The organism is Variovorax sp. WDL1, assembly GCF_001541225.1.
GTDB lineage: Bacteria > Pseudomonadota > Gammaproteobacteria > Burkholderiales > Burkholderiaceae_C > Variovorax.
The window spans coordinates 74,739-86,603 of sequence record NZ_LMTS01000076.1 but is presented as its reverse complement, the minus strand read 5'-3'; the positions used below and the strand labels follow the sequence as shown (position 1 = coordinate 86,603).

Here is an 11,865-nt window from a genome sequence, read left to right as displayed (position 1 = left end):
GATCTCGGCGGCCCGCCGCGCCACCAGCGCCAGCCTGTAGCCTGCCTCGTGGAAGCGCGCCGCCAGCGCCTGGCCGATTCCGCTCGAAGCGCCGGTGATGAAGGCCAGCGGCTTCAACGCTTGACCCCGGGGGCGGAAGGCATGAGCAGGCCCCGCACGCGACCCTGCAGGTTTGCCACCCCCGTGAGGTTGTCGTAGTCCATCGAATCGGCGGTGAACCGGTCGGAGCCGCGGATCAGCGTGACCGGCTTGTGCGACCTGACCCGCTCCGTATCGAGGAAGGCGTGCAGGAACTCGCCGCGGAACTCCAGCCGGGGCACGAGCTTGCCGTCCGCTGTGGTGGCGGCTTCCCGCACCACGATGGCGTTGCCGAAGAGCTGGATCTCGCTGCCATCGGCATTCGACAGGCCACGATTGGCAGTGGCGCGCGTGGTCAGTCCCTCGGGCGACACGGAGCGCACGCGCACCTGGTCGACCTCCATCGTGTCGGTGTCCGGATAGTGCCGGCCCTCGGTGCCGAACAGCTCGCTGCGCAGCTCGCCGCTGGGCAGGAAGTTCTTGATCACGAAGTCGCGCATGAAATAGTCGGGCTCATGCTTCGGGACCTCCTTGGGCATGGGCTCGAGCAGCTTCGGCGCGTTGCGCACCAGCCAGTAGGTGCCCAGCGCGAGCATGGCCGTCAGGATGATCGGCAGGTAGATCGTCACCCTGTCCAAGGCGTCGCGCAGCAGGTTCCAGGCCGCCTTCGCCCTCATGCAGCGGGGCCTCGCGCAATGTCCAACAGGCGACGGTAGTGGCCGCCGGCCGTGAGCAGCAGATCGCAGAATTCGCGCGCCGCGCCCTCGCCGCCGCGGGCCGAGGTCACATGGTGAGCAACCGCACGAACTTCGACATGCGCGTTGGCGGGCGCCGCGGCAAAGGCGACGCGCGTGAGCACGGGCAGATCCGGCCAATCGTCGCCGATGGCGGCGGCCTGCGTCCATTCCAGGCCGAGCAGCGCGAGGATGGCTTGCGCGGCCGGCAGCTTGTCCTCGGTGCCGTAGCGCACATGCTCTATGCCCAGGGCCTGCAGCCGCAGGCGCAACGGCTTAGAGTCCCGGCCCGTGATCACCGCCGGTGCGATGCCCGCCAGGCGCAGCAGCTTGAGGCCATAGCCATCGAGGATGCTGAAGCGCTTGAGGGTCTCGCCCTGCTCGCTGAAATAGACACCGCCATCCGTCAGCACGCCGTCGACATCGAAGAAGGCGACCCGGATGTCCTGGGCGGCGAGCAAGGTCTCCGCCTTGAATGCGAGCGTCATCAGATGACTTTCGCGCGCATCAGGTCGTTGATGCTGAGCGCGCCGATCAACACGCCCGCCGCGTCGGTCACCAGCACGCTGGTGATCCTGTGCTGCTCCATCAGCTCGGCCGCCTCCGCCGCCAGCGCATCGACGCGCAGCGTGCGCGGGCCGGCGTGCATCGCGTCGACCGCAGTCAGGGCGCGCAGGTCCGCACCGGTCTCGATCTGGCGGCGCAGGTCGCCGTCGGTGAAGATGCCGATCGCACGGCCTTCGCGATCGACGATCGCCGTGGCGCCCAGGCCTTTGGAACTCATCTCGCGCATCAGCTCACTGAAGCTGGCGTCGGGTCCCACCCGCGGCACCGCGTCACCGGAACGCATGACGTCGCCGACATGCGTGAGCAGCTTGCGGCCCAGCGCGCCACCCGGATGGGAGCGCGCGAAGTCCTCGGTGCCGAAGCCACGTGCATCGAGCAGCGCCACCGCCAGTGCATCGCCCATGGCCATCTGCGCAGTGGTGCTGGCGGTAGGCGCGAGGTTGAGCGGACAGGCCTCTTTCTCGACACCGCTGTCGAGCACGATGTCGGCATGGCGCGCGAGCGTGGAGTCGCCGCGGCCGGTGATGGCGATCAACGGCACGCCCTGCCGCTTGACGACCGGCAGGATGACCGTGAGTTCGTCGACCTCGCCACTGTTGGAGATGGCGAGCACCAGGTCGACGGGTTTGATCATGCCGAGATCACCATGGCTGGCCTCGGCCGGATGCACGAACATCGCGGGCGTGCCAGTGGATGCGAGCGTGGCCGCGATCTTGCGGCCGACATGGCCGCTCTTGCCCATGCCCATGACGACCACGCGGCCGCGCACCTCCAGGATCTTCTGCACAGCCTGCACGAAGCTCGCGCCGATGCGCTCCTTGAGGCCGAGAACGGCCGCGGCTTCGATGTCGAAGGTGGTGCGGGCCCGCGCGAGCATCGCGTCGGCGGAGGCCTCAAGGGCCGGATCTGGGCTGGAGCGCATCGCGGGATTTTATCGGCCGCGCATGAGCCCCGCCCGGCCGCCCGAAGGGGCTCGCACCGCAGCCGAAGTCGAAGGTCCTCAATTAATGCAGCCGCGACGGTGATTCCATTCAGTAGCATCGGCCCATGTCCTCCTTCGATCTCACGCTGATGTATCTGCTTGCCGCAGTGATCGGCGTGGTCGCCTGCCGCTTCCTCCGGTTGCCGCCGATGCTGGGCTACCTTGGGGCGGGCGTGCTCATCGGGCCGCATGCGCTGTCCCTGGCCGAGGACGCCGAGGGCATCCGGCACCTGGGGGAATTCGGCGTCGTCTTCCTGATGTTCGTGATCGGGCTGGAGTTCAGCCTGCCCAAGCTGCGCGCCATGCGCAAGCATGTGTTCGGCCTGGGACTGCTGCAGGTCATGCTGACCATGGCGATCGCGACTCTCGGCGGTCTGCTGATCGCTTCGTGGCTCCCGCCGGCCTGGCAGCTGGGCTGGCAGACAGCGCTGGCGCTCTCCGGCGCGCTCACCATGAGCAGCACAGCGATCGTCGTGAAGCTGATGGCCGAGCGCCTCGAACTCGAGAGCGAGCACGGCAAGCGGGTCATGGGCGTACTGCTGTTCCAGGACCTGGCCGTGGTGCCGCTGCTGGTGCTGATCCCGGCGCTGGGTGCGCCGCCGGAGGCGATGCTGAAGGCGCTGGCCATCGCCTGGCTGAAGGCCAGCTTCCTGGTGGCCGTGCTCCTCTACGGCGGGCCGCGGGTGATGCGCTGGTGGCTCACCCTGGTTGCGCGCCGGCGCAGCGAAGAGCTCTTCATGCTCAACCTGCTGCTGGTCACGCTCGGGCTGGCCTGGCTGACGGAACTCGCAGGGCTGAGCCTGGCACTCGGTGCCTTCGTGGCCGGGATGCTGGTCTCGGAGACCGAGTTCAAGCACCAGGTGGAGACCGACATCCGCCCCTTCCACGACCTGCTGCTGGGGCTCTTCTTCATTTCGATCGGGATGTCGCTCGACTGGCACATCGTGGTCGAGCGCTGGGCGCTGGTGGGCATATTGCTGCTGCTGCCTCTGACCTTCAAGCTGGTGCTTGTCACGCTGTTGGCGCGCCTGCTCGGAGCAACGGCCGGCGTGTCGCTGCGCACCGGGCTGTACTTGGCGCAGGCGGGAGAGTTCGGCTTCGTGCTGCTGACTCTCGCGCAGGGCCGGGACCTGCTGCCGGCGTGGCTGGCGAACCCGGTGCTCGCCTCGATGGTGCTGTCGATGCTTGCGACGCCCTTCATCGTCATGTACAGCGACCGCATCGTGCGCAGGCTGGTGGCCAGCGATTGGCTGCAGCAGTCGCTGCAGATGACCTCGATCGCGCGCAAGACCATCAACACCGCCCAGCACGTGATCATCTGCGGCTACGGGCGCTGCGGGCAGAACCTCGCGCGCATGCTGGAGCGCGAGGGCATCCCCTACCTGGCGCTGGACCTGGACCCCGACCGCGTGCACCAGGCAGCCGCGGCCGGCGACTCCGTGGTGTTCGGGGATGCTGCGCGGCTGCAGGCGCTGATGGCGGCCGGCCTGGCGCGCGCCAGTGCGGTGGTCGTGACCTATCTCGACACCGCCGGCGCGCTGAAGGTGCTGGCCAACACGCGGGCGCATGCGCCGCAGGTACCGGTAATCGTGCGCACGAAGGACGACCGCGAGCTGGAGAAGCTGCAGGCCGCCGGCGCCACGGAGGTGGTTCCGGAGGCGATCGAAGCCTCGCTGATGCTGGCCAGCCACGCTCTGGCGCTCGTCGGCGTGCCGATGCGGCGGGTGATCCGCGTGGTGCAGGACCAGCGGGACGCGCGCTACAACCTGCTGCGCGGCTACTTCCATGGCGCCGACGATGACAACGCCGACGAGCACGATCATGAGCGCCTCAACACCTTCACCCTCACGGCCGACGCCCGGGCGGTGGGCCGGCCGCTGGACCAGCGCGCGCTGGAAGCGGTGGGCGTGCGGGTGGCGAGCCTGCGCCGCCGCAACGGCAAGGCGGAGACGGTCGGCGACGATGTCATGCTGGCGGACGGCGACACGCTGGTCCTGTCGGGCCGGCCCGGCGCTCTCGCCATGGCCATCGAGCAACTGCAGAAGGGCTGAGCGCGTCGCCGTGCTTTCGGGAGATGACCGGCGAGGGGATGGCGGGGTCGGGCCGCCCTGTCAGTTGGCGAGGCTGGGATTGCGCTTTTCTTCGTCGATCTGCTGCTGACGCCGCACCGCGTCGCACTGGGCGTGGGTCCTGTATTCGGCCCTGGCGCACTGCGCGACCATGCAGCGGGTGCGGCCGAAGAAGCCCTGGCCGGCGCATGCCACGCCAGGGTTGGGCGGAGCGACCGGTTCGACAGGCACTGGGGCCATGGCAATAGCCGGGGGCGCTGCCGCCGAGGGGGCGGCCGGGGCCGGCGCGGCTGGTACGGGCTTGCGTGGCTTGGGCGCGCTGGCAATCGCAGGCCTCACCGGAGCTTCGACTTTCGCGCGCCGCGGGGGCGGGACAGGTGGCGCGACCTTGGCGGTCGGCGGCGGAGCAGGGGGGAGCTCTTCAACTGCTGCATTCGGCACAGGAGGCGGTGGAGGCGCCGGCTCGGGAGCAGGATCAGGAGCAGGGGCAGCGGCTGGAGTAGGGGCAGCTGGCGCTGCCTCGGGCAGGGGAGCAGGCGGCGCCACGGCGACCGGCGCCGCCGTCGCAGGGATCTGGGTAACGGCAGGCGGCGCGGCATCGCGCCGGCTCTGCACGAATCCGACGCCCGCAGCGAGCACGACAAGCAGCAAGGCCAGGAGGCCCCATCGCGCCGTAGATCGGCGCGGCGCAGTGGGGGCGGGGGCCGCGACGGGCTGCGATGCCGCCTCGGGAGCAGGGGCATGAACCGCAGACGGCGGAGTGGCCGGTGCAGGCCGACGCACCGGCGGTGCCGTAGCCGGCGCTCGGCTGATCACCACGGTCTTTTCATCTGCGGCGGAAGATCTTGCTCCCGGCCGCTCGGTCAGCGGCGTAGGCTCCGTGATCGGCCACACCTCGGCAGGCCCTGGGTCGGTGGCGTGTGGCGCTGGCGCCAGCCGATGGCCACAACTTCTGCAGAACCTGGCGCCGTCCCGGTTTTTCGCCCCGCAGGACGCGCACTCCACACCCATCTTCGAAGCCCTCAACTTGTACACACCATCTTCCAAGCAGGCGATAGATGGCAGTCGAATGCACTCGCCAGGCCGAGACCCTCAGGTCACCGCCACGCGCTTGGGCTTGTTGACCATTCTCTTCGCAATCACCGCGCCCAAGGCCATCGTGAGCTCCAGCGCCAGCGCGGGCTGGCGGTTGGACATCTCTGCGAAGCGGATGGCCGTCAACCGCCAGACACGCGCGGCGCCCGTTGCCACCACGTTCGCTGAACGCGGCAGCCTGGAAAAGAAGGATCCTTCGCCCACCACGGAGCCGGGATTGAGGATGGCAAGCCGCATCTGCCCCTGGCTGCCGATGAGGTGAACGCTCAGCGCGCCTCGCTCGATGAAGAAGAGCGTGCGGTCGTTGGCCCCCTGGTCGATAAGCACCTGCCCGGCATTGAGGTCGTAGGGCTGCAGGTAGCCCGCAAAGGTCTCCCACTGCTGGGCATTGAAGGCCGGAACGAACGCGTCGTAGCTGGTGTTCTGTGCGACGGCGCGGCAAAGATCCTGAATGCTCGATGACATGTTGATTCACCTGCTGTGGGTGCCGGAGCGCAGTATGGATGATTGTCGCAAATCCAAGTGACACAAGTCACGAGTTCTAACTCTTTCCGTCTACTTTCCGATACAGAATCGCGAAAAAATGACACCCAGCAGGTCATCGGCACCGAACTCGCCGGTGATTTCGTTCAGCGCGTTCTGCGCCAGACGCAACTCCTCCGCGAGCAGCTCCAGTGTCGCGGCGCCAGCCGCCAGATGTTCGGCGGCCCGCAGCAGATGCGCCTCGACGCGCGACAGCGCCTGCACATGCCGCGCCCGGGCCAGATAGACCCCCTCCGGCACCGCCTGCCATCCGGCCACCTCCAGCAGGCGCTGCCGGAGTGTCTCGATGCCCAAGCCGGTCTTCGCGGACAGGCTGATCCCCGTGTCCGGCGCGGCCGTCCGGGCTGCATCCTGCTTGCTCCAGACATCGAGCACCGGCACGCCGGGGGCCACCTTCTCGCCGAGCAGGCGCAGGATGTCGGCATCGGCCTTCGCATAGTCGGCCCCGCCCGAACGCGTCAGGTCGTGTACGAACAGCACGGCGTCCGCGCCTTCGATCTGCCCCCAGGCGCGCGCCACCCCGATCTGCTCCACCAGGTCGGTGCTGTCGCGCAAGCCGGCGGTGTCGACCACGTGCAGAGGCACGCCCTGGATCTGGATGGTCTGCGACACGACGTCGCGCGTAGTGCCCGGGATCGGGCTCACGATGGCGAGTTCGGCGCCGGCCAGGGCATTGAGCAGCGAGCTCTTGCCCGCATTGGGCTGGCCGGCGATCACGACCTTGATTCCCTCGCGCAGCAGTGCGCCCTGTCGCGCGCGCAGTTGGACTGCGCCCAGTTGCGCCTGGAGCGCGGCGAGTTGGCCCGCGGCATCGGCCTTCTGGAGAAAGTCGATCTCCTCCTCCGGGAAATCAAGAGTCGCCTCGACCAGCATACGCAGATGGATCAAGGCATCGCGCAGCGTGTGGATCTCCTGCGAGAAGGCGCCCGACAGCGAACGCCCGGCGCTGCGGGCCGCCGCCTCGGTGCTGGCGTCGATGAGGTCGGCGATCGCCTCGGCCTGTGCCAAGTCGATCTTGCCGTTGAGGAAGGCGCGCTGGCTGAACTCCCCCGGCTCGGCCACGCGCAAGTCGGCCAGGCAAGGCCGGCCGGTGCTCACGTCGACGTCGGCGGCCGCCTCAAGGCAACGGGCCAGCAGCAATTGCAGCACCACCGGGCCGCCGTGCGCCTGCAGCTCGAGCACGTCTTCCCCAGTGTAGGAATGCGGCGCTGGAAAGTGGATGGCCAGGCCATGATCGATGGCGCTGCCGTGGGCATCGCGGAAGGGCAGGTAAGTGGCCTCGCGCGGCTTGAGGCTGCGCCCGCAGATCGCGGCGATCAGAGGCGCCAGCCGGGCGCCGGACACGCGCACGATCCCTACCGCGCCCCGGCCGGACGCTGTGGCGATGGCGACGATGGGGTCGTTGGTTCGCACCAGCATGGAGTGGGTGATCCTTCAATGAGAAGGGCCGCATTCTGCGGCCCCTGTTCGAGTTCGTTTCGCTCTCGCGCTATTTGCCGAGCACGCCCAGACGCTTGTTGATGAACCACTGCTGCGCGATGGACAGCACGTTGTTCGTGATCCAGTACAGCACCAGGCCGGCCGGGAAGAAGATGAACATCACGCTGAAAGCCAGCGGCATGATCCACATCAGCTTCGCCTGCATCGGATCCGGCGGCGTGGGATTGAGCCAGGTCTGGAACAGCGAGGTCGCCGTCATCACGATCGGCAGGATGAACCAGGGGTCCGGCGCCGAGAGGTCCTTGATCCACCCGATCCAGGGCGCATGGCGCATCTCGACCGAGGACAGCAGCACCCAGTAGAGCGCGATGAACACCGGGATCTGGACCAGGATCGGGAAGCAGCCGCCCATCGGGTTGACTTTTTCCTCGCGGTAGATGCGCATCATCTCCTGCTGCATTTCTTGCGGCTTGTCCTTGAGCCGCTCGCGCATCTCCATCACCTTGGGGTTGATGGCCTTCATCTTCGCCATGCTGGCGTAGGCCTTGGCGTTGAGCCAGTAGAACGCAGCCTTCAGCACCACCACCAGCGCGACGATAGCCCAACCCCAGTTGCCCAGCATGGTGTGCAGTTTGTCGAGCAGCCAGTAGAGCGGCTTGGAGATGATGGTGAAGATGCCGTAATCCTTGACCAGCTCGAGCCCGGGCGCAACGGCCTCCAGCGTCTTCTCGGCCTGCGGACCGACGAAGAACTCGGCATCGATCGCCTTGGATGCGCCGGGTTCCACCGGGCCCGCCGGCGTAATCATGCCGACCGCGTAAAGGTTGGTGTCGACCTTGCGCGCGAACAGGTCTCGCGGGACGCCGTCCTTCAGCAACCAGGCGCTCGCAAAGTAGTGCTGCACCATCGCGACATAGCCATTGGTCGCTTCCTTGACGAAGTCGGCCTTGTTGTTCTCGATGTCCTTGAACTCGATCTTCTGGTACTTCTTGGCCTCGGTATAAACCGCCGGCCCCGTGAAGGTCGAGTAGAACGAGGATTCGCCAGGCGGCTTGTTGCCGTCGCGCACGATCTGCAGATAGACCTGCGGCGACACGGGCGCCGTGCCAGTGTTGACGATCTCGTGGCGCACGCGCATGTCGTAGCCGCCGCGCTTGAGCGTCCAGGTCTTGACCAGCTTGACGCCACCCAGATCGGCCGATTCGAAGCGCAGCACCAGTTCGTTGGCTCCGTCCTTGAGCGTGCGCTCGCCGCTGACGCTCATCGGCGTCTTGTGCGTCGGGAAGCTTCCGCCGATCAGGCCGGTCTGGGCCACGTAGTAGCGGTTGGGGCTCTGGTCGAGCAGGACGAAGGGCTTGTCCTTTTCCGTCAGGTCGTCATGCTGGATGAATTCGCTTTGCACCAGCGAGCCGCCCTCGGTGTCGAAGGTCAGCTTGAGCACATCGGTGGTGACGACCACACGCTCACTCGCGGTGGGCGCCGTCGTCTTGCCATCGGGTACGGTCGCGGCGCCGCTCGCGCCGGCCGGGGTCGTGTTTGCGGCCTGCGGCACCGCGCTCGAGGAGGCTGCACCGGGTGGCGCGGCTGCAGGCGCCGTCGCGCTCGCGGGCGGCTTGGTCGACGGCAGGAAGGTGGGATTGCGGCCGTTGAAGACCTGCCATTGGTCCCACAGCAGCACCAGCGAGAAACCAAAAACCACCCACAGGATGGTGCGGCGAATATCGTTCATGAAGAAGACTTCTTGTCGTCGGAGAAGAGGGAGGAGAACAGCGCGCGCGAACCGCGGGCACCGGGCTCCTTCCTTGGGGGGACTGGATCGTGGCCGCCCTGGCACCACGGCTGGCAGCGGGCGAGGCGGCGCAGGGTGAGATAACTGCCGGCCGCTGCGCCATGGCGCTCGAGCGCCTCGATGGCGTAGGCGGAGCAGGTGGGCTCGAACCGGCAGGATTGGCCGAGCCAGGGGCTCAGCAGCAGGCGATAGCCCTTCACCAGGCCGATCAGCAGGGCTTTCATGGTGCGCGCACGGAAGCGGCCCGCTCCAGCAACTGCTGGAGCTCGGCACGAACGGCGGCGTTGAGCGTGTCGGAACTCGCGCTTCGGAATTCCTTGCGGTCGAAGCCCGCGCGCAGGCGCACCACGTGCGCAGCGGTCGGCAGGGAACTCCCCGCAGCTGTGCTCATGCGATAGATCTGGCGCTTGATCGCGTTGCGCGTGACGGCACGACGCGCCCAGCGCTTGGGCACCATCGCGCCGACCCACACGTCCTGCGTGGCGAACAGCGGCGTGGGTCCATGCTGCACGTCGAGCGCGCAACGGTGCAATGCGAAATGGGTGGTGCGCGCCACGGTAGCACCTGCGAGGACGGCCTGGAATTGCGCGCGGGTCTTGAGCCGCTGCATGGAAGCCAACCGCAGTGCGCCGACAGACGATGGCGGCGGCGGTACGACTGGCAACAGAGCCGACGGTGCCTTAGACGGCGAGGCGCTTGCGGCCCTTGGCGCGGCGTGCGTTGATCACGGCCCGGCCGCCGCGGGTCTTCATGCGGACCAGGAAACCGTGGGTACGGGCGCGGCGGACTTTGGATGCTTGGTAGGTGCGTTTCATGATTGATTTCCTGATGAACCCGGACGGCACGCTCGTCGGCCCGGGTGCTGCTGCCAATTGGCGGAATACCGGCTGAATACCCCGAAACACACAAGGAGGCTTTCAGGGAAACCCGCGATTATCGCAAACATTCGGTCCCGCAACAATCGACAGGCATCCGAGAGCAGATCCACCCCCTTAGAAAACCATGTGGATAAGGCTTTGACAAGTTAGAATCGTCGGCCCGTCCCAGGGGCGACTATCCACAAGCAGAACGACAAAATGACAGAGGGATCCTTCACCCTTCAGACCCCCCATGCCGAGTGAAGGCATTGGCGACAGCCTCTGGCAGGCCTGCGTCGACCAGCTCGCGCAGGAACTGTCGGAACAACAGTTCAACACCTGGATCAAGCCGCTGACCGCCAGGGTCGCGGACGATCTTTCGCGCGTCACCGTCTTCGTCGCCAACCGCTTCAAGCTGGACTGGATCCGGGCTCAGTACGCAGGCAAGATTGCAGCCATGGCCGAGAAGCTCTACGGTCAGCCGGTGATCATCGAGTTAGCGCTTGCTCCCAGGGAAATCGTTGCCCGGCCTGTGTCGATGGCCGTGACCTTCGAGACCGATGTGCCGCGCGACGTGGCCGGCCCCGGGGAGGATCCGTCCGGCGGCGCCTTCAAGAACAGGCTCAACTCGGGCCTGACTTTCGACACGCTGGTCGAGGGCACGGCCAACCGGATGGCGCGCGCCGCCGCCATGCACGTGGCCGGCATGCCGGGGCATCTCTACAATCCGCTCTTCATCTACGGCGGCGTCGGCCTGGGCAAGACCCACTTGATGCATGCGGTGGGCAACCGCCTGCTCTCCGACCGCCCCGACGCCAAAGTTCTCTACATCCACGCCGAGCAATTCGTATCGGATGTGGTCAAGGCGTATCAGCGCAAGACATTCGATGAGTTCAAGGAGCGCTATCACTCGCTCGACCTGCTGCTGATCGACGACGTCCAGTTCTTCGCCAACAAGGACCGGACGCAGGAAGAATTCTTCAATGCCTTCGAGGCCCTGCTTGCCAAGAAGTCGCACATCGTCATGACCAGCGACACCTACCCGAAGGGGCTGTCAGACATCCACGAACGGCTAGTCTCGCGCTTCGATTCCGGGCTCACGGTGGCGATCGAGCCGCCCGAGCTCGAGATGCGCGTGGCAATCCTGATCAACAAGGCGCGCGCCGAGAACGCCGAGATGCCCGAGGAAGTGGCTTTCTTCGTGGCCAAGAACGTGCGCTCCAACGTGCGTGAGCTCGAAGGCGCGCTGCGCAAGATCCTCGCCTACTCGCGCTTCAACCAGAAGGAAATCTCGATCGCCCTGGCGCGCGAGGCGCTGCGCGACCTGCTGTCGATCCAGAACCGGCAGATCTCGGTCGAGAACATCCAGAAGACCGTGGCCGACTACTACAAGATCAAGGTCGCTGACATGTACTCGAAGAAGCGGCCGGCCTCGATCGCCCGTCCGCGCCAGATCGCAATGTACCTGGCCAAGGAGCTGACTCAGAAAAGCCTGCCCGAGATTGGCGAACTGTTCGGCGGCCGCGACCACACGACGGTGCTGCACGCCGTGCGCAAGATCTCCGGCGAGCGCCAACAGCTCACCGAGCTCAACCAGCAACTGCACGTGCTGGAACAAACCCTCAAGGGCTGATGCATGCCTTGTCATCGCAGATTCATCGAGGCCTGTCAAAGGACAACTCTGGGGAAAGTTCCGGCACAAGCAGGCTGT

At 66.8% G+C, this 11,865-nt stretch carries 13 protein-coding genes and 1 pseudogene; 2 read left to right on the top strand and 12 right to left on the bottom strand.

Translation table 11 applies throughout. From position 1 onward, the window contains the following. The 4 genes from APY03_RS43585 to APY03_RS10985 all read right to left on the bottom strand — a co-directional run. The coding region (locus tag APY03_RS43585) for an SDR family NAD(P)-dependent oxidoreductase (protein ID WP_232324228.1) at positions 1-117 on the bottom strand (117 nt) is incomplete at its 3' end. Beyond that, positions 114-755 (bottom strand): LPS export ABC transporter periplasmic protein LptC, encoded by a 642-nt coding sequence (gene lptC, locus APY03_RS10995; protein ID WP_068676695.1) that lies wholly within the window; start codon positions 753-755, stop codon positions 114-116. The genes APY03_RS43585 and lptC, both read right to left, overlap by 4 nt. After that, positions 752-1,300, bottom strand: coding sequence for a KdsC family phosphatase (locus APY03_RS10990; RefSeq protein ID WP_068676693.1), 549 nt, complete (start codon positions 1,298-1,300; stop codon positions 752-754). Before APY03_RS10990 ends, lptC begins: the two co-directional genes overlap by 4 nt. Next, a complete protein-coding gene (locus tag APY03_RS10985; protein ID WP_068676691.1) occupies positions 1,300-2,301 on the bottom strand; it encodes a KpsF/GutQ family sugar-phosphate isomerase in 1,002 nt (333 codons plus the stop codon). The genes APY03_RS10990 and APY03_RS10985 overlap by 1 nt, the downstream gene beginning before the upstream one ends. 125 nt (positions 2,302-2,426) lie before the next feature. On the opposite strand from APY03_RS10985, the gene APY03_RS10980 reads away from it, so the two are divergent. Further along, entirely contained in the window at positions 2,427-4,412 is a 1,986-nt protein-coding gene (locus APY03_RS10980) for a monovalent cation:proton antiporter family protein (protein ID WP_068676689.1), read from the top strand. 60 nt (positions 4,413-4,472) lie between these two features. On the opposite strand, the gene APY03_RS43580 is transcribed toward APY03_RS10980, so the two are convergent. From APY03_RS43580 to rpmH, 8 genes and pseudogenes are all read right to left on the bottom strand, one after another. Beyond that, positions 4,473-4,670 (bottom strand): hypothetical protein, encoded by a 198-nt coding sequence (locus APY03_RS43580; RefSeq protein WP_068676687.1) that lies wholly within the window; start codon positions 4,668-4,670, stop codon positions 4,473-4,475. A gap of 699 nt (positions 4,671-5,369) precedes the next feature. Beyond that, positions 5,370-5,441 (bottom strand): annotated as a pseudogene (locus APY03_RS45630) (zinc-ribbon domain-containing protein); the annotation flags it as partial. Positions 5,442-5,522: 81 nt separating this feature from the next. Further along, positions 5,523-5,990: a Crp/Fnr family transcriptional regulator gene (locus APY03_RS10970; protein ID WP_068676685.1), complete on the bottom strand. Its 468-nt coding sequence runs from the start codon at positions 5,988-5,990 to the stop codon at positions 5,523-5,525. A gap of 90 nt (positions 5,991-6,080) precedes the next feature. Continuing rightward, on the bottom strand, positions 6,081-7,487 hold the full coding sequence (gene mnmE / locus APY03_RS10965; protein ID WP_068676683.1) for a tRNA uridine-5-carboxymethylaminomethyl(34) synthesis GTPase MnmE: 1,407 nt from the start codon (positions 7,485-7,487) through the stop codon (positions 6,081-6,083). Positions 7,488-7,557: 70 nt separating this feature from the next. Next, a complete protein-coding gene (yidC, locus tag APY03_RS10960; RefSeq protein ID WP_068676681.1) occupies positions 7,558-9,237 on the bottom strand; it encodes a membrane protein insertase YidC in 1,680 nt (559 codons plus the stop codon). After that, complete coding sequence (gene yidD, locus APY03_RS10955; RefSeq protein WP_068676679.1) at positions 9,234-9,521, bottom strand: membrane protein insertion efficiency factor YidD; 288 nt, start codon at positions 9,519-9,521, stop codon at positions 9,234-9,236. The genes yidC and yidD overlap by 4 nt, the downstream gene beginning before the upstream one ends. Further along, positions 9,518-9,907 (bottom strand): ribonuclease P protein component, encoded by a 390-nt coding sequence (locus tag APY03_RS10950; RefSeq protein ID WP_068676677.1) that lies wholly within the window; start codon positions 9,905-9,907, stop codon positions 9,518-9,520. Before APY03_RS10950 ends, yidD begins: the two co-directional genes overlap by 4 nt. Before the next feature lie 70 nt (positions 9,908-9,977). Continuing rightward, positions 9,978-10,112 carry a 50S ribosomal protein L34 gene (gene rpmH, locus APY03_RS10945; protein ID WP_007834827.1) on the bottom strand — a complete coding sequence of 45 codons (135 nt, stop codon included), beginning with the start codon at positions 10,110-10,112 and terminating at the stop codon, positions 9,978-9,980. A gap of 295 nt (positions 10,113-10,407) precedes the next feature. Here rpmH and dnaA point away from each other — a divergent pair, with 295 nt between their 5' ends. Next, positions 10,408-11,787, top strand: coding sequence for a chromosomal replication initiator protein DnaA (gene dnaA, locus APY03_RS10940; protein WP_068676675.1), 1,380 nt, complete (start codon positions 10,408-10,410; stop codon positions 11,785-11,787). The last annotated feature ends 78 nt before the right edge of the window (positions 11,788-11,865 follow it).